The organism is Chimaeribacter californicus (assembly GCF_002858675.1).
Lineage (GTDB): Bacteria > Pseudomonadota > Gammaproteobacteria > Enterobacterales > Enterobacteriaceae > Chimaeribacter > Chimaeribacter californicus.
The window spans coordinates 33665-57698 of record NZ_PJZF01000004.1; the positions used below are offsets into that span (position 1 = coordinate 33665).

Sequence of the window (24034 nt, forward strand, 5' to 3'; positions counted from 1 at the left end):
CTAATCTTAATTATTGTTGCACCAGTTTAAGAGTGGCGCGTAAACGTCACCGGATGTCATCACGACAATAATTATAGGGAGAGTGTGTGTGACGAATAATACTGTTAACGAACAAGCGGGCGCGAAGATGACCGCCAAAACGCCGGTTGAACCGCTGGTGAAAGTCATTGCTGTTATCGCCACGCTGGGTGGCCTGCTGTTTGGCTATGACACCGGGGTTATCGCCGGTGCGCTGTTGTTTATGAAACATGACTTGCACCTGACCCCGCTTACCACCGGGCTGGTGACCAGTTCCCTGATCCTGGGGTCTGCGTTTGGTGCCATCATCGCCGGGCGTATCGCTGACCGCTTCGGGCGTAAAAAAGTCATCCTGGTCATGGCACTGATCTTTATGGCCGGTTCACTGGGCTGCGCTACCGCGCCGACCGCGCACATCATGATCCTGTGCCGCTTTATCCTCGGCCTGGCCGTGGGTGCCGCCGCCGCAATTGTGCCGGTTTATATCGCGGAGATTGTCCCGGCCAACCGTCGCTGGCAGTTCGTGACGCTTCAGGAGCTGATGCTGGTCTCCGGCCAGTTGCTGGCTTACACCAGTAACGCCGCGATCAACGAAGTCTGGGGTGGCGAGGCGACCTGGCGCTGGATGCTGGGTATCGCCTGTGTGCCTGCGGTGGTGATGTGGGTGGGGATGCTGTTCCTGCCGGACACCCCGCGCTGGTATGCGATGCACGGCCGCTTCAGCGAAGCGCGTGACGTGCTGGAGCGCACCCGCCACTCCCGCTTTGTTGAGCGTGAAATGGCGGAGATCCGCAAAGCCGCGACCCAGAAAGGTGAGCGCCACAACCGCCGTAAAAAAACCATTTCGACCTGGATGAAGCGCCTGGTGCTGTTGGGGATTGGTGTTGCGATGCTCCAGCAACTTTCCGGCGTCAACACCATCATGTTCTATGCGCCGACCATGTTGCAGTCAACCGGGATGGGCACCAACGCTGCGCTGTTTGCGACCATTGGCAACGGGGCGATCTCGGTGATCATGACGTTTGTCGGGATCATGCTGCTGAGTAAAATCGGCCGCCGTCCGCTGTTAATGATTGGCCAGATGGGCTGTACGTCTATGCTGCTGATTATCGGTGCGCTGAGCTACTTTATGCCGGAGACGGTGCACGGTGAGCCGAACATGCTGCGCAGTTATATGATCCTGGCCGGTATGCTGCTGTTCCTCTGCTTCCAGCAGGCGGCACTGTCGCCGGTGACCTGGCTGCTGCTGTCAGAGATGTTCCCGCAGCGCATCCGTGGCCGTGCGAACGGGATTTCAGTGTTCGCGATGCAGATGACCAACTTCACCATTACCCTGTCGTTCCCGATGCTGTTACAGGCGATTGGCCTGTCGATGAGCTTCTTCGTGTTTGCTGCCGTCGGCATCGCCGGGGGGATCTTCGTGGTGCTGTTCGCGCCGGAAACCCAAGGCAAAACGCTGGAGCAGCTGGAGAAGCACTTCAAGAAACACTTCTCTGACGACACCCCACCGCCTTCACAAACCCCGGCAACCTGATGGCCTGGTGAAGGTAAATATCTAAGCCCCTCTTTTTGAGGGGCTTTTTTGTCTGTGTTGCCCATCGTCGTATAATTGAGCGTCATTCACGGTATAGCGTTCTGTTAAACTACCTGCTCAACGCATCATGACGTCATGGGAGCACGACATAATGCCAACCCCTCCGGCATTGGATTACCCATATTTGGAACAACACATCACCGCCCTCTTTGACGCGAACCGCTTGCCCACGCATTCACCGGCAGTGGAGACGCTGAAGCGCTGGCAGCGCAGAGCGTGGCCCTCCGCGCTCTATTTCGGCACCGGTGACGGCCGGTATAATGCGCCCGATGGCTCTTTTGGCGTGTGTTATATGGCAGACAAAGCCGTGTCCGCGCTGGCGGAGAGTTATGGCCGGCTGATGCACCGGGAGGGGCTGAAATTTATCGATGCGTCTGATATTGAAAACGCACGGATGTGCCTGATTCGCCCGCGGCGCACACTGCGGTTTGTTGATGTGGGGAAACTGCTCGGCATGTTGCATATGACGTTAGATGTTTCCGTGGGGGAGGATTACCGCGTGACGCAGCGGGTGATGGCGTGCCTCTACGCACTCGCCAGGGATGAGTTTGATGGGGTGTGTTATTTTTCGCGGCACTTTCCCAGCGCGGATTTCTGTTATGCCGTCTGGGAATCTGATGAAGAGAGGTTTGATGATGCGGGGATGCAAAATCTGGCCGACTACCGCGATGCCGACGCCATGCCCACCCACTGGCCTTATGCCGACATCACGGCGGAAGAGCTGCTTGAAGAGGTACTGCGCTTTGCTATTGTTCCGCTCTGAGCGTGTCTGGCGTTAACTGCATGCTCTTTGGAAAGAGAGGCGGTTAAGCCGCAATCTGTTCACCCAACTGCTGGGCGGCGCGCAGCATGGCCGAAATATCCTCGCTGCTGCTGTCTTCACGCATAATCTCAAGCGGGGTTTTGCTTTTGCCGCGGGGGTGAGCCAGGGGCGTGGTCATAAACGAGATGCGTGCAACCGGCCCGATATCGCTGTGCATCGCTTTCATCACCTCTTCAAAGTGAGGCAGCAGCCCCCCTTCGGTGAACTGGAACAGCGGGAAAACATGATCGCTGTTCTTTTTGAACGCAATTAACTTATTCCCTTTCACCCGCAAATTAACTGCCTGGCGTGAAATACCTAAAATATCAGCAACATCCCCGACTTTAATCACGCCACCCAGCTGTTCAATATGCTTATAAAACGCTGACAGGTTTTCTGCCCGGCGCTTTAACTTACGCAATTCACGTTCGGGCGTTCTGGCGCTGTTCTCAAGCACTGTGGAATAGAGCAGCTGAAACAGTTCGCTGTCGGGCAGAACCAGCGCATCACTGGCCTTTGCCTTTTCAGCAAATTCAGGCATTAACGCGCTAAGCATGGAGTCAAAGCGTTTTTGCAGTAACACCTGTAGTTCATTTAACTGACGAGATCCGGTCATTGTGCTCATAAAACCTCCCGATACTTGACCACTAGTGTATGCGCGCATTGTTAAGTGGTCAAGTCAGGGGCAGGCTGAGTAGGGTGTCAGGTGCTGAGACTACGCTCTTGCAGATAACGCCAGCGGGCCGGTTGGGTGGAGACATCAATCATTGCCACCGACACACGATGGGTCGTTTTCCCTTTCGCATGGTAGGTTTCCCGGTAACGGACGGCCACCAGCGATCCTTCAATGGCCAGCGTTTCGCATTGGCTGACCTCAATACGCAGCCCCGGTTGTACCCCTGCGTTACTTTTAAAAAAGCGCTTAACCTGCCCATAACTCAGCCAGGTTCCCTCAGGCGTCAGCATCCGGAAATCGGGCCGGAATTGAGACATCAACTCCACCACCCTGTGTTGGGCATCATCAGTGGGCAGGGTGTATATATGCTGAATAGTGTCGTAAATATCTATCACACTGCGCTCAGCAAGGCGGGCACGTTCTTTTAGCATTATCTCTCCTTAAATCATGAATAGCGCACCCGCTGAAAACCGGCGTCATGCCGATAAGCACCGGGTGAATACTCAGGCTAATAACATTCCGTTGATAACCGCAGCCGGTAATAGGACGTTAAGGACAACCATAATAAAAGGCAGGACTGATTTTAAAATACCTATAAAAGCTAAAATCCGCTGCTTCATTTGTCAACGGCTTAAAGCACATGACGCCCGACAGATAAAGTATTTATACATCTTTTCCACGATGAAATTATTTAAATTCATTATCTTACAGGCTATACATTGATATAGACGGGGTGAGACACATAAGGAATTACGCCGCATCAGAAAAGGGTATACCGATTTATAAAAAAGAATAACCGATCCAGACCGGGCGACATTTATCCCTATTTTTATACATTTCCCTTATGACAGATTTATTTCCATATAATTATTTTATTGATAAAGGCCCACCTGCTTTCTGAATAAGCCGGCGCGGTGAGGCCCCGCGCCAGCCATCATGTTATACGTTACATACCGTCTGATGATCCATTACCCGCGCAAAGGCACCGTGCAGCGTGGTGTTGTGGTGCCGGATAATCTGGCTGGCGGTCAGGTCGGCGGTATCCATGCAGCTATGGGCATCGGCGGCCAGAACCACGCGAAACCCCTGCCCGGCTGCGGTGCGGCAGGCGGTGTCAATGCAGTATTGGGTTTTCAGGCCGGTAATGACCACTTCCCCCACGTCCTGCGCCTGGAGCCACGCGGCCAGCGGCGTCTCCTCGAAACAGCCCGTCCGGTGCTTATTGATCATTTTGTCCTGTTGTTCATCAATATGCAGATCGGCCACCAGCGACCATAATGCCGTTCCCTCGGCAATCGGTGAGCCGGCCGGGCCGGTGTGGCGGATAAACACCACCGGTTGCCCGGTCTGGTGAAAGTGATCGATCAGCGTATTGATGTTCTCCAGCAGCGCATCGCGGCCAAAAGGCGGGGGATCAGCGAAAAACAGGCCGTTCTGCATATCAATCACCAGCAGGGCCTGACGAACAGAAGATTCGGACATGGCATGACTCCTTTCAGACCGGGCGGCGGGGAGATTATGCCTGCCCCGTCCGAAACCGGCGGGGCGTGGGAAATGCCGTTTTACCTCAGCATGCCGTCCCCACGTCCGCCGCAGCGGTCATGGTGGTTCGGGTAGTCAGGGTAAAACGACGTTTAATCATAACTTTACTATTGAGGATAACCCCGCGTTCGTCAACTGCGCCCTGAAATGCGTCACGGTGCCTTCTCCCCGCCCGGCTTTGGCGTCGGGTAGTCATACTCAATGCGCAGCGGCGCGGCGAATGCACTCTCCCAGAGTTGCTGGTAAAGCCCATCCAGCCGCGCGGCCATGACATCGCTGTTCATCACCAGCTCCAGGTTGCGGGAGTTATCAAAATAGCCGCCGCTCCAGTTACTGGTACCGACCCAGCCGAGCCGCCCGTCAATGGTCATGATTTTACTGTGTACCACCCGCGCATACGGGATAAAGCCGCCCGACGCCGGGGGAATGGTGACGACTTTAATCTGCACATTCGGCACCAGCGCCAGGCTTTTCAGCCAGGCGATGGCGGGCATGCCGGTGTTCCAGTCCGCTACCATCAGCTCCACCTTTACGCCGCGCGCGGCGGCACGGCGCAGGGCGTTGTCGATCAACGGGTAAAAGGGGCGGCTTTTGCCCGGCCCGTAGGAGAGCGGCGCGTACTCCATCACCTGCACGCGGATGCGTTGCGTGGCGGAATCGAGCAGGCGCGGCAGCACTGCCTGTGCATCGCGCACGCCGGGCGGGTTCCAGTCACGCGGGCTGGCCACCAGATAGTTGCCGTGGAACAGATCCTCCACCGGAGCCTGCTGCGCCACCCCCGGCACCGGCTGGCCGGTTACCAGCCGCGGCTGTGCCTGCCAGTCCTGCTCAAACACCGCCGCAATCTGCGCCACCACCGGCGCATCCGTGATGCGCAGCCCGGTCTCCTGAATATGCTCCAGCGCACGCCAGTCAAAATTCTGGCTGCCGACAAACGCCGTGCAGCCGTCCACCACCAGGTATTTGGCGTGGATAATGCCGCCCGCCAGTTTGCCGAAGGGAATTATACGCAGCGCCAGGCCGGGGATCGCCTGAAGTTGCGCCAGCGTCTCCGGCGTGCTGATGCGCAGCCCCTTGTCCTCCAGCAGAAGGCGGATTTTTACCCCGCGCCCGGCCGCCTCACGCAGCGCCGCCAGCACCGTCTCCAGCCGGGAGCCGGGCTGGCCCGCCACATAAAACTGGGCGATGTCGATGCGCTCTTGCGCGCCGGCAAACATCTCGCGCCAGACCGCTTCGCCGGTGCGCAGGTCATCCGCCTGAAGCGGCGTCTCCGCCGGGGCATTGTAGACCAGCTCATAACCGGGGATGTCAAACCGGGCCGCAGCCGGGTGTGCCAGCGTCAATAGCCAGCTGCCGCAGATCACCCGCTGCAGGTGGCGTCGCAGCCACCTGATGAAACGGCCGTCAGGCATAACGTTGCGCCCCGCTCTCTGCCCAGGGCGTTTCCTTGTGTGTCGATAGCCGCGCGGCCTGTTTCTGCGTCCAGGCGAAACGGATTGCGCGCTCAATAACACTCATCAGCGAGACCGCTGGGGCGGCGTACCTCACGTAAAAAATAATGTCGTGTAACAGGGTGGCATTCATCGCTTGGCTCTTCATCAGCAGGTGGCTTCCAGCAAGACACTGAAGGTGCGCTCCTCGCCAACGTGGTAATACGGCGTAGCGGCATCACACCATTATAGGCAGCGGCGTTAAACACCGTGATCCGCGCCGAGGTCAGGTACTCTTTGTCAAACAGGTTGTTGATGCCGGAGCGCAGCACGGCGCTTTTCACCATCACGTTATCCACCGGCAGGTCAACTACCCTGCGTAGCCCTCCCTCGTTGAGGACACAGCCAATTTAGAGGGGTAATGTTTAATTTTCGTTACGTTTTGAGGATGATTTACTCACACTTTTATTATTTATCCGACACTAGTTACACACTGAAACTAATGCTGTATCACATTTTGAAACCTTGCACGCTGACACACTGAAATAATGTCGCCGCTTCCGGATTGCGTATCATCTGGAACATTATCCTTTTGTTTTGTATATAAAATAACCAGCACAATTATTAATTAATTGTTAAATCAAATAAAAATCATGAGTAAAAAATAATGACGGATAAACGATTGATTTTTCGCCATTAAATTTACCTGACCTCGCTATGCATCCCGTTTTATAGGGGTTCTCCTGCCTGCGACGCTGTACGCAGCAATGATAAATAGCCCTTTATAGATGGTTCCGGCTTATCACAACGCCTCATTTTTGTAGCAAAAATGCTATTAGCTAGTAGTCTCATTGTTATGGGTTATTCACTCCCTATGTACCAGATGGTACACTACGCGCGCTTTATAGATCGCCGGTGATTTATTACGCACGTTGCGAACTGTAATGGTCTGTCACGGAATCCATTCCGTATTTTCTATCCAGAAATAGCCTGATGGATAAAGAGTGCTTCTGCCCGGCGGCCCGGTTCTGTTACGGGTTTACTGCGCATCCCTCTTTTCACTGGTGCACTATTTCTCCAGGAGTTTGTGTTATGGCTGAAACAAGAGCCCGCGCCTCCCGCGCGCTGGGCATATGGTCTGTACTTTTTGGGCTGGTGTTACTCGCCATCGGCCTGTTCTTTGCCATCGGGGGAGGCCAGCTGGTCTCACTCGGCGGGAGCTGGTACTTCCTGATTGCGGGTATCGTGGTGGTGCTGTCAGCCATTCAGTTCTTCCGCCGTAAGTCATCGGCAGTTGCGCTGTTGCTGCTGTTCTTCATCGGCACCGTGATCTGGGCATTGAGCGAAGTCGGGTTCGACTTCTGGCCGCTGGTCTCCCGCCTGATGGTGCCGGCCGGCGTAATGCTGGTGGCCTTCGCTACCTGGCCTGCGCTGCGCAAGCGCGAAGGCAAAGCGCCGCTGACCGGGGTCTCTTATGGCCTGGCCGTGGTGTTGGCCGTGGGCATGGTGGCAACGCTGGTGCAGATGTTCCAGCCGCACCCGACCGTTGCGTTTGAAGGTAAACCGCTTCCCCTGGTGCCGGTTGATAAAGCGCATGCGCAGAAAGACTGGGATAACTACGGCAACACGCCGGAAGGCAGCCGCTTTGTGGCACTGGACCAGATCACCCGCGACAACGTGAAAGATCTGAAAGTCGCCTGGACGTTCCACACCGGCGACATTCCTGACAGCCCGACCGGCAACGGCGCGGAAGACCAACAAACCCCGCTGCAGGTGGGTGACCGCATCTTCCTGTGTACGCCGCATAACAACGTGATCGCCGTCAATGCCGACAACGGCAAAGAGATCTGGCGTCACGAAGTGAACGCGCAGGCGGAAGTCTGGAACCGCTGCCGCGGCCTGGCCTACTTTGACGCCACCAAACCGCTGACCCAGCCGACCGCGCCGGGCTCGACCCCGGTACCGGCCCCGGCGCTGGCTGCCGGTGATACCTGTCAGCGTCGCCTGATCATGAACACCATCGATGCCCGTCTGATTGAGGTCAACGCCGACAACGGCCAGATCTGCCAGAACTTCGGCACCAACGGTGTGGTTGACCTGAAAGCGGGCCTCGGCGACGCACAGGATCCGAAATACCAGCTGACCTCCGCCCCGACCCTCGCCGGGACGACGGTAGTCGTCGGCGGCCGTATCGCGGATAACGTGCAGACTGACATGCCGGGCGGCGTGTTGCGTGGCTTCGACGTGATCACCGGTGAAATGCGCTGGGCGTTCGACCCGGGCAACCAGGACCCGAACATGAAGCTGCAACCGGGCCAGACCTATGCCCGCAGCACCCCGAACTCCTGGGCGCCGATGTCCTACGATCCGGCGATGAACACCGTGTTCATGCCGATGGGCAGCTCCTCGGTTGACCTGTGGGGCGGCAACCGTACCCCGCTGGACCACAAATACGCGACCTCGATCCTGGCGCTGGATGCCACCACCGGTAAAGAGAAGTGGGTTTACCAGACCGTGCACAACGATCTGTGGGACTTTGACGTACCGATGCAGCCGAGCCTGATCGACTTCCCGCAGAAAGACGGCAGCAGCAAGCCGGCCGTGGTATTCGGCACCAAAGCGGGCCAGATCTTTGTGCTGGACCGTATGACCGGCCAGCCGCTGACCAAAGTAGAAGAGAAGCCGGTTAAGAAAAGCGACATCAAAGACGAGCAGTATTCCGATACCCAGCCGTTCTCCACCGGGATGCCGCAGATTGGCGCGGAAACCCTGAAAGAGTCCGACATGTGGGGCGCGACGCCGTTTGACCAGCTGGCCTGCCGCATTGGCTTCAAATCCATGCGTTACGACGGCCTGTTCACCGTGCCGGGCACCGACAAGGCGCTCAGCTTCCCGGGTTCCCTGGGCGGCATGAACTGGGGCAGCCTGTCGACTGACCCGAACAATCACTACATCTTCGTCAACGACATGCGTCTTGGCCTGTGGGTGCAGATGATTCCGGCCGACACCAGTAAGATCGCCCGCGGCAGCAACGGCGGTGAAGCAATCAACACCGGTATGGGCGCGGTGCCGCTGAAAGGCACGCCGTATGCGGTTAACAAAAACCGCTTTATGTCCCCGCTGGGTATTCCGTGCCAGAAACCGCCATTCGGTACCCTGTCCGCGATTGACCTGAAAACCCAGAAAATCGTCTGGCAGGTGCCGGTCGGCACCGTGCAGGATACCGGCCCGTTCGGCGTGAAAATGCGTGTGCAGATGCCGGTCGGTATGCCGACGCTGGGCGGTACGCTGGCCACACAAGGCGGCCTGGTGTTCATCGCCGGTACCCAGGATTACTACCTGCGTGCGTTTGACTCCTCTACCGGTAAAGAAGTGTGGAAAGCACGCCTGCCGGTGGGCAGCCAGGGTGGCCCGATGAGCTATGTCTCACCGACCACCGGCAAACAGTACATCCTGATCTCCGCCGGCGGCGCACGCCAGTCCCCGGATCGCGGTGACTACGTGATTGCCTACGCGCTGGACAAGTAAGCGTTACGCTTAAACTGTTGTACCGCTAATGAAAACGGCTCCCCTGTGGGAGCCGTTTTTTTATGGTTACCGCTGCTAAACAAGGGGTCTGGCGCCGGCCTTGCCTACAATAACGCACGTGATGATTTTATTGACCGAATCCAATACACACAGTTACTATACGGGAATTATATACCTATAAAGGAGTAGGTAACCGATGGATACGGTTGAAGAGCTTAACGGAACATACTTCTATGCGGGACACTCGAATCTTACTGCCAGTGAATTATTCTTCATGGTATTTGTGATGAACACAGCGGATCATTTTGGGATAAAAGACATTGCAGCAGTAGCTGCTCTCTATAGTGGTGTTAACAACCAAAAAACAAGGACAAAACCCAAAGGGGCCAAAGAGGGGACTTCACGTGTATCCAAATCCATGAGGAGACTTTTTAAAACTGCAAAATTCCCGCTAGGAATAAAGCTACCAACATGGGTTGGAGGTTACACTCCATGGACAGCAGAACGCAGGATGGTTGCCAAAATAAGTACTTTTGTCGGGCGAACGTTCCCTCTTGTAGGTGAAGTGATTTTACTTGCTGATGTATCACAGATCACCTACTGCTCTATACGTGATTACAACCGTATAGCAAGGGATGGTGATAAATTATGGTAGATAATATTGACCGCCGTATTTACGCACTGGTCAGACGCTACAATGGCGTTTATTTGTTCCAAAATGAGAAAAAGCAAAGGCAGTTAAATCCTGATACTGATCTGGATACAGATATGCAGTTAGATGTAGGTGAAGCAGAAGAACTTATGGAAGAGTTTTTTACAACTTTCCAGGTTGATAAGGGAAACTTCAAAATTGAAACCTACTATCCTGACGAACCTTTCTCATGGAATCCCTTCAAAAAATTACCACCCATACCTGTACCTGATTTCACTATTGGTATGTTGATCGAATCAGCAAAAGCTGGGCGCTGGTTATACGACTAAATACAAGCAAGGAGCGTTTAAATGGCTATACCTATTCACTTATTTTTGACCGACGATGGCGGCGCAGTGATCCGTGGTTCTTCCGATGTGCAAGGTCGTGAAGGAAGCATGGAAATTCGCGCATATCACCACAGCTTAAGCCTCCCTACCGATCCCATGACAGGAAAGGTGACCAGCACTCGTCAGCACTCTCCGTTCCAGTTTACCAAAGAGCTTGATAGCGCATCGCCGTATCTCTTCAAAGCGGCGGCAACCGGGCAGACGCTAAAATCTGCTGAGTTCAGGTTCTACCACATCAACGATGCCGGGCAGGAAGTGGAGTATTACCGGATCACCCTGGAAAACGTAAAAGTCATTTTGGTCAGTCCGGTTATGTACGATACGCGGAGCTGTCCGGGTACAGGCCACATGGAAGAGGTCGCACTGAACTACGAGAAGATCACCCACCTGTATAAAGACGGCAATCTGTTAGCGCATGACGCCTGGAATGAGCGTCCTGCTGCATAACCAGAAGCCCTACCGGGCTTTTAGGCTGCCGGGGAAGTATAATCCGCATCAGGGTGGTTTGCCCGGCAGCGGCCACCAGCGCTTTTTCGTTTCTTACGTTACTGCAACGACAGCAGCCTCGCGTTGGGCTTGGTAATCTCAGCACGGCCTTTCACGAACAGAATACCGACAGGGTTTAACGCTTTTCAGGCGATGGGCCGCAACGGGTTGCCGTTAACATCAGTATTAACTACCGCATTTTATTGCCCGTTTCACTCATCTCCTTATATTTGCCTGCAACACAGCCCACTCACACCACAAGCTGGCGAATTAAACATTCCTTTAACATTGCTGTTGCGACCATCGAATAAAAATCTTATTACTATTTAGAAAGTTATATTTCTTAGCGACCCGGCCTGTTAATAAATTCAATAAAAAGGATCATTTATGATAACGAAACCCACCGCTGAAGTCTGTGCGGCACCGGGTCTATTCCAGACGCTGAAATCCTTCCCGGCGACTGTCCATGCGCTGCTTTTTTTTACGCTCATCATACGTTTTAGCTATTTTATGGCATGGCCGTTTATCGCGGTGATCATGACGCAGAATTACCACATGTCGCCGATCGTCATTGGCATGGCTATGACCAGCAGCGCGCTGATCTCGGTGGTGCTCGGTATGTATGGCGGGCAGATTTCGGACAGGCTGGGACGACGGGTTATTCTTCTGTTGGGCTGTGGGTTTTCCGCCGTGGGATATATCACCCTGGCGCAGGCCACCGGGATGGGGCTGTTTATCACCGGCCTGATGATCATTGGCGTTTGCTTTGCATGGGTCGATCCCCCGGTGCGTGCACTGATGAGTGATTTGCTTGGTGACCGCCGTCGCCGCGCGCTTGCCCTTCAAATGCGCTACTACCTGATCAACGTCGCGGCGGTATTTGGCCCGCTGGTGGGAATAGTCTTTGGCCTGACATCCCAGAAAGGGACATTCCTGATAACCGGGCTGACCTATCTGCCTTTTTTCGTCTACGTGATGCTGTTTATCCCCAAGGGTAAACTGCTGGGCGAGCAGCCAGCCAACAGCGGGCCGGCGGTTAAGCTGCACCAGGTGATGGGTATTATCGCCAGGGATAAAATCTACATTGCGGCACTGCTGTGCAGCTTTTTGTGCAGTGTTGTTTTTATCCATTACGAAGCCGTACTGCCCCAGTACCTGCTCTTACTTGACGGCAACGCAGCGGTTAAGTTGATTACCCTGATACTGGTCACTAATGCCTGTACCGTGCTGGTGGTTCAGACCTTTATTGTGCGGTTTCTGGCACAGATCAACATGCCGACACGCATTCTTCTGGGGGGCGTGATTTTCGCCTTCTCGCAGCTCTGCTTTTTTTCTATACGTTCGACGGAAATCTGGCTATGGCTGACGGCTACCGTTGTGTTCAGCCTGGGTGAAGCGATTCTGATGCCGAACCTGAACATTTTGCTCGATCAGTTGGCCCCGGCAGAGCATCGCGGTGCCTACCTGGGTGCCTCAACGCTGTCGACGCTGGGGATCGCTGCCGGGCCGTTAATCGGTGGTGTGATGCTGGCGATGACCGGTGCGGGGGTATTTATCTGCACCGCATTGCTCAGTCTCCTGCTATGCGTGATTATTTACGCCTGCAGGATCAGCATGCTGGCACGCCTCAGGGAGTCATAACCGCAAAAGCGTCTGCGGGCGTCAGTGCGCTGAACCGCTGAATGCCTGCTTTAACGTCCGCTTTTTGCTCAAAGCAGAAAGAGAACGACACCTTTTGTCTGCTTTGTGCCGGAAGCGGACGTTGTTGACATTGGTGTATGCCAATCACGGTAGGCAGAGCACTTCATCAGGGGGAAAATACTCATTAGCGGCTTCGTTCAGCGACTTATTTTTCGAAGAATACCGTCGTGGCGAACATCCGATGACTCGTCGAAACGCTGTACTGAATGCAGCGTCTGATTCATAGCCTAATGACAGCGCGATTCTGGAGACAGATTCAGTGCCGCTGGTGAGTCGATGACATGCAATCATCATCCTCCATCGTGTTAGATATTCAATTGGCGACGCTCCGGATATGCTTTTGAACCTGACTGCGAACTTGGATCGAGACATCCCGGCCTTTTGGGCAAGTTCCGGCAAGGTCCATCTGTTGCCTGGGTTCGCATGAATTGCGCCAACGGCAGCCGCGATCCTTTTATCACTAAGTGCAAACAGCCAGCCAACCCCGTTTCCCACGCCGTGAGCGAGATAAAGTCGTAGCGCCTGGACCAGCATTAAATGAGCGAGATGCTGCACCACGAGCTTGCCACCCGGCTGCGCTCCGAACAGCTCTTGTCGCATACGATCGAGGGCCCATCGCAGCCCTGCCTTATCATCCTCGTCGCGGAGCCGAAGGATGGCAGGCATTGACCCGAGCAGGAGGTCGATATGTTCACCGGCGAATCCGAAATGGCCGCCGAGCATTGTTGTTTCTCCGCCGCCGTTCACTGTCGCGATACCCCCGTTCCAGTCTTCTTCGGGTAGGGTGGCAATGCCGACTGGCTCGAAGGCGAGGTCTTGAGCAATCAGGAACCGACGTCCGTTCGGTAGCAGGACGCAATCACCCGCCTCAAGCTTTATCGGATCTTGCCCGCTATCGACGGCGAGCCAGGCGCTGCCGGATACGAGCGCAAAATATTTGAGGCCAGAATGCTTCTCGAACTGAAGCGCCCATTTCCCCCCGAAGTCAAATCCACCCGCAATGTAGGTTTTCGGCGTCAATAACGAGAGAATATCGGATAGAGGATCAGTAACCATGGGGACAATCTCGAAAGTAATAGGGATATTCAAACATAGTTTGTTTCGATATTCATGGCTATTCTTTGTCGAAGCAGAGGCACCGATTACTCACCGTCAAAGGATATTTTCATGATCAAAGTCGTTATCGGTTTCAAGCGCCAGCAAGGTATGAGCATTCAGGAATTCAGGGACTATCGTCGGGACGTTCATGCCCCAATACTTTTTGCCATTCCCGAAGCGAAAAAGATCCGCCGCTTTGTGGTTTCATACCCTGCGGATTATGCGACCTCAGAGGAACCACGGTTCGATGCCATGGTGGAGGCGTGGTTCGACAACAGTGACGACATGCATAAACTCTTCCTGTCGGACAACTTTGCAACCAAGGTGGATCCGGACCACGTGAACTTCATCGACTTGGCTTCCGTGGTCCGGCTCGTGACCGAAGAAGTCATTGTCGTTGAATAACGATCCCGCCGGGGGCGCAGGACAAAACGCATTGCCTGGAACCGCGATCACCCCGGCCTTCTTCGGAAGGACGTGGAAAATGTGCCATTCTGATCGACAGGCAGTTATCCTGTCTTACACAACGCACCGGCAATGTGAGTAATTCCGAGGATGTCGACATGACCGCTTTTCATCAACTTATGGCCACCAGTCTGAGTGGACAGCTCATCCCCATGGCCGACTACGCCGGCAAGCTGGTTCTTGTGGTGAATACCGCCAGCCATTGTGGATTCACGCCGCAATACGCAGGCCTTGAAGGGCTTTACAAGAAGTACGCCGCTCAGGGTCTGGTGGTGCTTGGTTTTCCCTGCAACCAATTCGGTAAACAGGAACCCGGCGGCGCTGACGACATCGCGCAGACCTGCCATATCAACTATGGTGTGAGCTTCCCGATGTTCGAGAAAGTAGAGGTCAACGGTGCCTTAGCGCACCCGGTGTTTCGTTACCTTAAAGAGGAATTGCCTGGTGTGTTGGGCGGGCGGATTAAGTGGAACTTCACTAAGTTCCTGATCGGGCGCGACGGCAAACCGCTCAAGCGTTTTGCACCGTTCACCACGCCAGAGAAAATGGAAGCTGTAGTGCTTGCTGCACTTAAAATCTAAGTGTCTCTGTAATTTGAACCAAGTTTATTGCAGAGCAGTCGAAGCCGGTACAAAACTAATCGCTACCACCCTTCCTCCCTGCTACCCCTTACGGCCTGGCAGACAACCTATTTCGTAAAAAGCCCCCAACGGGGGCGTTTACACGGATACTACAGCAGAAATAACGCCCTCAGCAGGTTCTCGCCACCCGTCACGGGTGGCTGTCCAGTTCCACGTTGCCGAATTTGCCGGACTGATAATCGGCAATCGCCTGATTGATTTCGTCACGGCTGTTCATCACAAACGGGCCGTAAGAGACTACCGGTTCGCCAATCGGGTCAGCATGGCCGTAGAGGATCACCGCGTCGCTGTGGGCGGTGAGCGCCACGGATTCGCCATCCTCGTTCATCTCAATCAGGTGATGGGTTTTCAGCGCCTCGTCACCCAATGTCAGCGAGCCATTGACCACATAGCAGAACACCGTTCGCCCGGCCGGGGCCGGCAACGCGATCTCCGCCCCGGAGCGGCACTGCACCGTCATCAGGGTGACGCCGGTCAGCGAGATAAACGGCCCGTGCTGAGGCCCGAACTCGCCGGAGATCAGGTTCACCGTGGCCTTGCCGTCTGCGGCCTCAATCGCCGGGATCTGATCCTGCTGGAGGCCGGTATAGGCCGGGTGGCTCATTTTCAGGCGTGACGGCAGGTTCACCCACAATTGCAGGATCTCCAGCGGGCCGCCGCTCCGTTTAAAGCCGGCGGGCGAAATCTCGGCGTGCACCAGCCCCGATCCGGCGGTCATCCACTGGATGCCGCCCTGGGTAATGATGCTCTCATGGCCGCCGCTGTCGAGGTGCGCCAGCTCCCCTTCCAGGATAAAGGTCACGGTCTCAAAACCGCGGTGCGGGTGCGGGCCAAACGGCAGGCCGTGGTTGTTGGCCGGGTAGGTCTGCGGCCCGTGGTGGTTGAGGAATAAAAACGGGTCAAGCTGCGGCAGCCCGGCACCGGGCAGCGGCCGGCGGGTCACCAGATCGCCGATGTCATCACGGGTGGCCGGGTGCTGCTGTTTACATGTTCTGGAGGTCATAATGATCTGCCTGTGCGTAACGTGACGCTGTCACGGAAAGGGGGTGAGCATACCTTATCTGCTTCCTTAACGAATAGCTGTGATTGCGGCGCAATGCGAACTGCCGGTGCGACAATCCCATTTACCATCTGCCTTAAGCGATATTTCTTCTTTTACTTCCGCGCTGGTGCCTTTCAATAATTGCCGCCACGACCAAGCGAAAAGGAAGACACGATAATGGCATACCGACTCAGCTTGCTGGATAAAAGCCCGATAGCCGAGGGTGAAACGGCGACGCAGGCGCTGGCACGCACCGTGGCGCTGGCCACGCGGGCAGAAGCGTGGGGGTTCCACCGTTTTTGGGTGGCGGAACACCACAACAGCGCGGCGCTGGCCGGCCCCTCGCCGGAGGTGCTGATCGCCTGGATTCTGGCACAGACGCGCACGCTGCGCGTGGGTGCAGGCGGCGTGATGCTGCAGCACTACAGCCCGTATAAAGTGGCAGAAAATTTTAACCTGCTGGCGTCGCTGGCTCCCGGCCGCGTGGATTTGGGCGTCGGCAAAGCGCCCGGCGGGTTGCCGCTCTCCACCCGCGCCCTGCAACAGGGGATCAATGCGGCGGAAAAAGGCGAGTTTGGCCAACAACTTGCGCAGCTGACCCACTGGCTGGAGGCCACCCCCAACGGGGATGGGCGGGACGAGTTACTCGCCACGCCGCTGCCCACGCGCCCCGCCCAGCGTTTCCTGCTCGGGGCCAGCGAAGGCAGCGCACTGCTGGCCGCCCGGCTTGGCTGGCACTTTGTGTTTGCCGCCCACCTGAACGGCAGTGAAACCGATCTGGCACAGGCGCTGGAGGCCTACCGCGTAAACAGCGGCGGCCAACGGGCGCTGGTGGCAGTGCAGGCGATCGCCGCAGCCTCCCCGGCAGAGGCCGCGTTGCTGGCCGCCGATTTGCAGCATTACCGGGTCAGCAGCCCGCAGGGGCAAAGCGTTACCGTCGGCAGTGTGGAACAGGCCGAAGCTTATGTCCGGCAGGCAGGCATCTCTGACTACCAGATCGAACCGCGCCACAGCGCCACGCTGAAAGGCACTGCTGCGCAGGTGCACGCCCAGCTCAGCAGCCTACAAAAACGCTACGGCATCGAAGAGTTCATTATTGATACCCCGATCAGTGATGCCGCTGCCCGGTTAACATCGCTGGAATTACTGGCGGCCCACCAGACGGTGGCAGCCTGATTTATTTCATGCCCCGTTATCTTCTGCTAATAAAAGGCTCACCATGACACTCCCTTTAGAAGAACAGCTTATTTCCTGGCGACGAGAATTACACCAAAACCCGGAACTCTCGGGCAAGGAAATAGCCACCACAGCGAGAATTACCGACTGGCTGAATAATCACGGCCTCACCCCCCTGCCTTACCCATTAAAAACCGGCGTGGTGGTGGAAATAGGCCATGGCGGCCCGTTAATCGCCTTGCGGGCGGATATTGATGCCCTGCCGATTGAGGAAATTGCCCCGGTGCCGTTCTCCTCCCGGCAGCCGGGCGTGATGCACGCCTGCGGCCATGATGTTCATACCAGTGTGATGCTGGGGGCCGCACGCCTGCTGAAAGCGCGGGAAGCGGATCTGCCCGGCCGGGTACGCATCCTGTTCCAGCCCGCTGAAGAGACCTTTGTCGGGGCGAAAACGCTGATTGACGCCGGGGTGCTGGAAGGCGTGCAGGCGATTTTCGGCATGCATAACGCACCGGAATTGCCGGTCGGCACTTTTGCCACACGGGGCGGCGCATTCTACGCAAATGTTGACCGCTTCGTTATCCGCCTTACCGGCAAAGGGGCGCACGCCGCCCGCCCACAGGAGGGCATTGATGCGATTGTGGTGGCCGGGCAGGTGATCGGTGCGCTGCAAACCCTGCCGAGCCGCCGCTACAGCCCGCTGGCTTCCGTGGTGGTGAGCGTGACGCGCATCGCCGGGGGCAATACCTGGAATGTGCTGCCGCAGCAGGTGGAGCTGGAAGGCACGGTGCGCACCCATGACAACGCCATTCGTGAGACGCTGCCGGACAATATCCGCCAGCTTATCCACGGCATCGCCGCCGCCTCCGGGGCCACGGCTGAGCTGGTGTGGCAGCCCGGCCCGCCTGCGCTGGTCAATACGCCGCACTGGGCTGAGTTCGCTACCCGGGTCGCCGCAGAGAATGGCTATCAGGTGCTGACGTCAGAGCCGCAGATGGGCGGCGAGGATTTTGCCCTCTACCTCCACCATGTGCCCGGCACCTTTGTCAGCATCGGCAGCGGCAGCGCCGAGGGGTTGCACCATCCCGGTTTTAACCCTGATGAACGGCTGATCTACCCGGCTGCCTGCTATTTTGCCCGGCTGGCAGAACAGGCGTTGACGCATCTGGCGTAATTACGCCGCGCTATGCCCAATTTCAAATTTGAATTGCAGGGATTGTTATTTTACTTCACCTCCCGCCTCGGGAATAGTCAATGAAACCCACTCTGAATATGCAGGTGAAATAATGTCTACCCGCCGTCAATTACGTCTCGGCACAATATTACACGGTGCCTCAGGAAATATGTCTGCCTGGCGTCACCCGGATGCCCAGGCCGATGCCAGCATTAATTTTGAGTTCGCCAAAAGCGTGGCGAAAAAAGCCGAACAGGGAAAACTCGATTTTATTTTTGTTGCCGACGGGCTGTTTATTAATGAGAAATCGATTCCGCATTTTCTCAACCGCTTTGAGCCGATCACCCTGCTCTCCGCCCTGGCCACGGTGACGGAGCACCTCGGGCTGGTCGGCACGCTCTCCACCTCCTACAGCGAGCCGTTTACCGTGGCGCGCCAGTTCGCCAGCCTCGACCACCTCAGCGGCGGGCGCGCGGGCTGGAACGTGGTGACCTCGCCGCTGGAAGGCTCCGCGAAAAACTTCTCCCGCCCGCAGCACCCGGATCACGCACTGCGCTACCGTATTGCCGACGAGTACCTGACGGTCACCAAAGGGCTGTGGGACTCCTGGGAGGAAGGCGCGTTTGTGCGCGACAAAGCCTCCGGGCAGTTCTTCGACCCCGGCAAACTGCACACGCTGGATCACCACGGTGATTTCTTCCAGGTACAGGGGCCGCTGAACATCGGCCGCACACCGCAGGGCCGCCCGGTGCTGTTCCAGGCCGGGGCCTCGGAGGACGGCAAAAGGCTGGCGGCGCGCCACGCGGACGCCATTTTCACCCACCACCCGACGGTGGAAGAGGCGCAGGCGTTCTATCAGGATGTGAAGCGCCAGCTGGTGGAGAATGGCCGCCAGCCGGACGATCTGCATATTTTCCAGGGCGTCAGCGTAATTGTCGGCCGCAGTGCGGAAGACGTGGAACAGCAATACCAGCAGACGGCGGCGCTGGTGTCGGTTGAGGATGCGCTGAATTACCTCGGCCGCTTCTTTGACCATCACGACTTCAGCCAATACCCGCTGGATGCGCCGTTCCCGGCGCTGGGCGACATCGGCCAGAACAGCTTCCGCAGCACCACCGATGAGATCAAACGTAATGCCCGTGAAAAGGGGCTGACGCTGCGCCAGGCGGCACTGGAAGCGGCCACGCCGCGCCCGCTGTTCCACGGCACGCCGGAGCAGGTGGCAGACGGCCTTCAGCACTGGTTTGAAAACGGGGCGGCTGACGGTTTCATCATCAACGGCGGCACGCCGGTGACCTTCCCGCATTTTGTGGACCAGGTGGTGCCGCTGTTGCAGGCGCGCGGGCTGTTCCGCACGGAATACCCCGGAAAAACGCTGCGTGACAACTTTGGGCTGGCGCAACCGGCCAACCAGTTTACCGTCTGATCGTTACTGCTTCCCGACAATAATAAGAGAGAGCCGCGCTATGCAGAAAACTGCTTTATTGACCACCGCCCTGCTGTTTTCCGGCCTGCTATTTTCCGGGGTGACACCGGCCGCAGGTAATGGGATCGACCTGAAAGCCAATGAAACGCCGATTAACGTTGCCGCCAACCCGGCGGCGGTGGCGCAGATCCCGGCCGGTTATCACTTTACGGTCCCGGGTAAATTCACCGTGGCGATTGCCGGACTGAACTCACCGCCGCTGACGCTGCTGGCCGATGACAATAAAACCATGCTGGGAAGCGAGGTGGATATCGCCCGGCTGGTAGCGGACAGCCTGGGGTTGCAGCTGAATATTGTGCGCACCTCCTGGGAGGACTGGCCGCTGGGCGTGGCCTCCGGCAAATATGATGCCGCCATCAGTAACATCACCGTGACCAAAGACCGTAAAGCAAAATTTGATTTTGCTACTTACCGGAAGGATTCGCTGGGCTTTTATGTGAAGGCCGACGGCCCGATTAGCCGCATTGAGAAAGCGGAAGATATTGCCGGGTTACGGATCGTCGTGGGTTCCGGTACCAATCAGGAATCAATTCTGCTCAGTTGGGATCAGGCGAACCGCAAAAAAGGGCTGAAGCCGTTTATCCCGGTCTACAGCACCGATGACGCGGCGCAGACGCTGGCGTTGCAGTCCGGCCGGGCGGACGCCTATTTCGGCCCGAACGTAATCGGTGCCTGGAAAGCGGCGCTGAACGGCAAAACCCGGCTGGTCGGGACAGTGGATGGCGGCTGGCCAAACGCGGCGCACATCGCCGTAACCCTGAAAAAAGGCAGCGGGCTGGTGCAGCCGGTGAATACCGCGTTAAACGGGGTGATTAAGGGCGGGGCCTATGACCAGGTACTGAACCGATGGGGGGAAGGCATTGAGCGCCTTGACCGGTCTGAGATCAACCCGCCGGGCCTGGGCGATTAAAGGAGGCACCATGAGCACATTCACTTTCCGCGATGTCTCCCCAGAGGATGCTGACCTGCAACCAATTATTACCGGGTTGTTCGGCGAGTATGCGGCGCGTTACGGCGAATTCTTCTCCGGCGCGGCAGAAGAGGAGCTGACCGAATGGTATCTGCCGCCGCAGGGGCTGTTTATTGTGATGGAGCGCGACGGCGAAACCCTGGCGATGGGCGCGTATAAACCCTTTGATGCCGAGACCGCCGAACTGAAACGCATCTGGACGCGCCGTGACCAGCGGCGGCAGGGGCTGGCGTTGCAGGTGGTAGCCGAGCTGGAGCGCCGCGCCTACCTGGCCGGATACCGCAAGGTGTACCTGACCACCGGTTTTCGCCAGCCGGAGGCGGTGCGCCTCTACCTCGCACAGGGGTATCAACCGCAATTCGATATCCACCGCGATCCGGAAGAGTACAGCCGCCCGCCGCATGACGGCCGCCTGCGCTTTATCAAAGTGCTGGGCAGCGCTGTGCCGGTCGCGGAGACCCCCGCTGACGCCCGCGCCGGTTAAGGAGCAACCCATGAAACAGCATGCCACCCTGCGCGTCGTGCCGGCGCGCTACCCGCTGCGCCTGCTCGGCGCGGTGTTTACCCTGTTCATTCTGGCGGCGGTGGTGCAGTCCATCGCCTTTAACCCCCGCTGGGAGTGGCACGTCTTTGCCCGCTGGTTCTTTGACCCGGTGATCCTGGAAGGGCTTCAGCAGACCCTGCTGCTGACGCTGCTCGGCTCGCTGTTCAGTATCGTGCTCGGCACCGCACTGGCGCTGGCGCGGCTCTCGCCCTCCTGGCTGCTCTCCGGGCTGGCGTGGAGTTACATCTGGCTGTTCCGCTCGCTGCCGCTGGTGGTGGTGCTGATCATTCTCTACAACTTCTCCTACCTGTACGACACCCTGTCGCTCGGCATTCCGTTTACCGGCCTCGCCTGGGGGCATTATGCGACCATTGATGTGCTCGGCCAGTTCCCCACCGCCGTGATCGGCCTGACGCTGGTGCAGTCTGCCTATACGGCAGAGATTATCCGCGGCGGCATTCTGGGGGTAGACCACGGCCAGTTTGAGGCGGCCGCCGCGCTGGGCCTGCCCAGCCGCCACCGCACGTTCCGCATCATCCTGCCGCAGGCGCTGCGGGCGATTATCCCGACCGCCTTCAATGAGATTATCAGCCTGGCGAAAGGCACCTCGATTGTGTATGTGCTGGCGATGCCGGAGCTGTTTTACACCATCCAGATGATCTACAACCGCACCCAGCAGGTGATCCCGCTGCTGATGGTGGGCGCGGTCTGGTATCTGGTGATCACCACCCTGCTGTCGGTAGTGCAGCATTATGTTGAACGCTGGCTGGCGCGCAGCGCCCGCCGTGAGCAGCGCCCTGCCCTGTGGCACCGTTTCCGCCCGAAAACCGCCCGCGCCCCGTTGGGCGCAGTAAGGAGTTAATGATGTCAGAAGCGATCGACTACGCGCGTGCCGCCGCCACCGCCCGCGGCCATATCAGCATCACCGGCGTCACCAAGTATTTCGGCAAACACAAGGCGCTGGATGAGGTCTCGCTGGAGCTGGCACCCGGTTCGGTCACGGTGATCCTCGGCCCGTCCGGCTCCGGCAAGTCCACGCTGTTGCGCGCCATTAATCATCTGGAGCGGGTGGATGAGGGGTTTATCCAGATTGACGGCGACTACATTGGTTACCGGCAGCGCGGTGACCGGCTGTATGAACTGAAAGAGAGCGCCATTCTGCGCCAGCGCACGGAAGTGGGCTACGTGTTCCAGAATTTCAACCTGTTCCCGCACCTCACGGTGCTGGAGAACATCATTGAAGCGCCGATCGTGCATAAGAAACTGACCCGGCCGCAGGCCATTGAGCGGGCGCTGGAACTGCTGGACACTGTCGGGCTGCGCCATAAGGCAGACGCCTGGCCGCGCCAGCTCTCCGGCGGGCAGCAGCAGCGCATTGCGATTGCGCGCGCGCTGGCGCTGAACCCCCGGGTCATGCTGTTTGATGAACCGACCTCCGCCCTCGACCCGGAGCTGGTGGGCGAAGTGCTGGACGTGATCCGTTCGCTGGCGCAATCGGGTGTGACGCTGGTAGTGGTGACGCACGAGATCGGCTTCGCCCGCGAAGTGGCTGACCAGATTGTGTTTATGGTGGACGGTAAAATCGTGGAACAGGGCGCGGCCCGCCAGGTGATTAACGCCCCGCAGCACCCGCGCACCCGCCGCTTCCTCGCCAACGTGCTGTAACCTCCGGGCATAAAAAAACCGGCTGCCTTACGCAGCCGGCTTCATCCTATCTGCCCTTACGCCGTTGCCGGCCGTGGCGTGCGGAAGACGATCATAATCCCCAGCAGGATCGCCGCCATACCGGCGACCCCTGACCACGGCAGCGCATTCCCCAGCAACAGGTAATCCAGTGCGGCGGTGATCACCGGCACCAGATAGAACAGGCTGGTCACGTTCACAATGCTCCCGGCACTGAGCAGGCGGTAAAGGAGCAACTGGGCCACCACTGAGATCAGCACCCCCAGAAACAGCACCGAGAGCAAAAACTCGCGGTTCAGCGTGACGTGCAGGCTGCCTGTGGGGAGCAACAGCAGGCACAGCAACAAACTGACGCCATATTGCAGCGGCAGTACGTCAGCCGGTGCCTGCGGGGTTTTCTTCTGCATGATGGCCCCGAAGGTCATGAACAGCAGGGCGGCCAGCGCAAAGAGTATGCCGGACACCGGCAAATGCGAGGCCGCCAGGCTGCGCCAGACCAGCAGAATCAGGCCGGAAAGCGCCACCAGCAGGCCCAGCAGCCGGGTGCCCTGCATCCTGCGCTCCACCAGGCAGAGCGTCAGGATCGGCTGGATGCCCATGATAGTGGCAATCAGGCCCGGCGTGATGCCCTGCGCCATCGCCTGAAAATAGCAGACCGAATAGCCGCCAATCAGCAGCAGGCCGGTCAGCGCCACCTGTTTGCGGGTACCCTGCCTGGGCAGCCAGCGGCGGCGGAAACAACCCACGATCAGCAGTGCCGCCAGCGCAATCACAAAGCGGCATACCAACAACATAATGGGTGAGGCGTTATCCAGCCCCAGACGGGTAAAAATAGCGGCGCTGCCCCAGAGCAGCACAAAGCCGGACGTCGCGCCCTGCGACGCCAGCGTGGAACGGGTAAAAGACATAACACTCTCCGGAATACCAGAATCTGCGT

Annotated in this window: 22 protein-coding genes and 2 pseudogenes; 15 read left to right on the forward strand and 9 right to left on the reverse strand. The window is 57.4% G+C overall.

Going from position 1 to position 24034, the window contains the following annotated elements:
• Positions 1-127: 127 nt before the first annotated feature.
• Both CYR55_RS06465 and CYR55_RS06470 read left to right on the forward strand, forming a co-directional pair.
• Positions 128-1552: a sugar porter family MFS transporter gene (locus CYR55_RS06465; protein ID WP_101815337.1), complete on the forward strand. Its 1425-nt coding sequence runs from the start codon at positions 128-130 to the stop codon at positions 1550-1552.
• A 184-nt stretch (positions 1553-1736) separates the two neighbouring features.
• Positions 1737-2375, forward strand: a complete 639-nt coding sequence (locus CYR55_RS06470; RefSeq protein WP_165699538.1) for an RES family NAD+ phosphorylase — start codon at positions 1737-1739, stop codon at positions 2373-2375.
• A gap of 43 nt (positions 2376-2418) precedes the next feature.
• On the opposite strand, the gene CYR55_RS06475 is transcribed toward CYR55_RS06470, so the two are convergent.
• The 6 genes and pseudogenes from CYR55_RS06475 to CYR55_RS06500 all read right to left on the reverse strand — a co-directional run.
• On the reverse strand, positions 2419-3078 hold the full coding sequence (locus CYR55_RS06475; protein WP_146000958.1) for a helix-turn-helix domain-containing protein: 660 nt from the start codon (positions 3076-3078) through the stop codon (positions 2419-2421).
• Positions 3079-3116: 38 nt separating this feature from the next.
• Entirely contained in the window at positions 3117-3521 is a 405-nt protein-coding gene (locus CYR55_RS06480; protein ID WP_101815340.1) for a hypothetical protein, read from the reverse strand.
• 508 nt (positions 3522-4029) lie between these two features.
• Positions 4030-4572 carry a cysteine hydrolase family protein gene (locus CYR55_RS06485; protein ID WP_101815341.1) on the reverse strand — a complete coding sequence of 181 codons (543 nt, stop codon included), beginning with the start codon at positions 4570-4572 and terminating at the stop codon, positions 4030-4032.
• A gap of 212 nt (positions 4573-4784) precedes the next feature.
• Positions 4785-6044 carry a phospholipase D-like domain-containing protein gene (locus tag CYR55_RS06490; RefSeq protein ID WP_101815342.1) on the reverse strand — a complete coding sequence of 420 codons (1260 nt, stop codon included), beginning with the start codon at positions 6042-6044 and terminating at the stop codon, positions 4785-4787.
• Positions 6037-6216, reverse strand: a complete 180-nt coding sequence (locus tag CYR55_RS24155; protein WP_146000823.1) for a hypothetical protein — start codon at positions 6214-6216, stop codon at positions 6037-6039. The genes CYR55_RS06490 and CYR55_RS24155 overlap by 8 nt, the downstream gene beginning before the upstream one ends.
• Positions 6217-6230: 14 nt before the next feature.
• Positions 6231-6433 (reverse strand): annotated as a pseudogene (locus tag CYR55_RS06500) (hypothetical protein); the annotation flags it as partial.
• Between the two features lie 721 nt (positions 6434-7154).
• On the opposite strand from CYR55_RS06500, the gene CYR55_RS06505 reads away from it, so the two are divergent.
• The 5 genes from CYR55_RS06505 to CYR55_RS06525 all read left to right on the forward strand — a co-directional run bounded on the left by CYR55_RS06505 (position 7155) and on the right by CYR55_RS06525 (position 12758).
• Positions 7155-9590: a glucose/quinate/shikimate family membrane-bound PQQ-dependent dehydrogenase gene (locus tag CYR55_RS06505; protein WP_101815344.1), complete on the forward strand. Its 2436-nt coding sequence runs from the start codon at positions 7155-7157 to the stop codon at positions 9588-9590.
• A 196-nt stretch (positions 9591-9786) separates the two neighbouring features.
• Entirely contained in the window at positions 9787-10245 is a 459-nt protein-coding gene (locus tag CYR55_RS23515) for an STM2901 family protein (protein WP_101815345.1), read from the forward strand.
• Positions 10239-10571, forward strand: coding sequence for a DUF1493 family protein (locus CYR55_RS06515; protein WP_101815346.1), 333 nt, complete (start codon positions 10239-10241; stop codon positions 10569-10571). Before CYR55_RS23515 ends, CYR55_RS06515 begins: the two co-directional genes overlap by 7 nt.
• Positions 10572-10592: 21 nt before the next feature.
• Positions 10593-11078, forward strand: a complete 486-nt coding sequence (locus tag CYR55_RS06520) for an Hcp family type VI secretion system effector (RefSeq protein WP_101815347.1) — start codon at positions 10593-10595, stop codon at positions 11076-11078.
• 426 nt (positions 11079-11504) lie between these two features.
• Entirely contained in the window at positions 11505-12758 is a 1254-nt protein-coding gene (locus tag CYR55_RS06525; RefSeq protein WP_101815348.1) for an MFS transporter, read from the forward strand.
• Positions 12759-12902: 144 nt separating this feature from the next.
• Here CYR55_RS06525 and CYR55_RS06530 read toward each other — a convergent pair whose 3' ends face one another.
• Positions 12903-13874 (reverse strand): AraC family transcriptional regulator, encoded by a 972-nt coding sequence (locus CYR55_RS06530; protein WP_101815564.1) that lies wholly within the window; start codon positions 13872-13874, stop codon positions 12903-12905.
• Between the two features lie 111 nt (positions 13875-13985).
• Here CYR55_RS06530 and CYR55_RS06535 point away from each other — a divergent pair, with 111 nt between their 5' ends.
• Entirely contained in the window at positions 13986-14321 is a 336-nt protein-coding gene (locus CYR55_RS06535) for an EthD domain-containing protein (RefSeq protein WP_101815349.1), read from the forward strand.
• 158 nt (positions 14322-14479) lie between these two features.
• On the forward strand, positions 14480-14962 hold the full coding sequence (locus CYR55_RS06540; protein ID WP_101815350.1) for a glutathione peroxidase: 483 nt from the start codon (positions 14480-14482) through the stop codon (positions 14960-14962).
• 190 nt (positions 14963-15152) lie between these two features.
• On the opposite strand, the gene CYR55_RS06545 is transcribed toward CYR55_RS06540, so the two are convergent.
• Complete coding sequence (locus CYR55_RS06545; RefSeq protein WP_101815351.1) at positions 15153-16025, reverse strand: pirin family protein; 873 nt, start codon at positions 16023-16025, stop codon at positions 15153-15155.
• A 216-nt stretch (positions 16026-16241) separates the two neighbouring features.
• Between CYR55_RS06545 and CYR55_RS06550 the strand changes: the two genes are divergently transcribed.
• From CYR55_RS06550 to CYR55_RS06580, 6 genes and pseudogenes are all read left to right on the forward strand, one after another.
• Entirely contained in the window at positions 16242-17240 is a 999-nt protein-coding gene (locus CYR55_RS06550) for an MsnO8 family LLM class oxidoreductase (RefSeq protein ID WP_101815352.1), read from the forward strand.
• 43 nt (positions 17241-17283) lie between these two features.
• Positions 17284-18414 (forward strand): amidohydrolase, encoded by a 1131-nt coding sequence (locus CYR55_RS06555; RefSeq protein WP_101815353.1) that lies wholly within the window; start codon positions 17284-17286, stop codon positions 18412-18414.
• A 112-nt stretch (positions 18415-18526) separates the two neighbouring features.
• A pseudogene (locus tag CYR55_RS23950) lies at positions 18527-20810 on the forward strand (NtaA/DmoA family FMN-dependent monooxygenase).
• Between the two features lie 10 nt (positions 20811-20820).
• Complete coding sequence (locus CYR55_RS06570) at positions 20821-21354, forward strand: GNAT family N-acetyltransferase (protein WP_101815356.1); 534 nt, start codon at positions 20821-20823, stop codon at positions 21352-21354.
• Positions 21355-21364: 10 nt separating this feature from the next.
• Positions 21365-22276, forward strand: a complete 912-nt coding sequence (locus CYR55_RS06575) for an amino acid ABC transporter permease (RefSeq protein WP_101815357.1) — start codon at positions 21365-21367, stop codon at positions 22274-22276.
• A gap of 2 nt (positions 22277-22278) precedes the next feature.
• Complete coding sequence (locus CYR55_RS06580; RefSeq protein WP_101815358.1) at positions 22279-23079, forward strand: amino acid ABC transporter ATP-binding protein; 801 nt, start codon at positions 22279-22281, stop codon at positions 23077-23079.
• 56 nt (positions 23080-23135) lie between these two features.
• Here CYR55_RS06580 and CYR55_RS06585 read toward each other — a convergent pair whose 3' ends face one another.
• Positions 23136-24005 (reverse strand): DMT family transporter, encoded by an 870-nt coding sequence (locus CYR55_RS06585; RefSeq protein WP_101815359.1) that lies wholly within the window; start codon positions 24003-24005, stop codon positions 23136-23138.
• Positions 24006-24034: the final 29 nt, after the last annotated feature.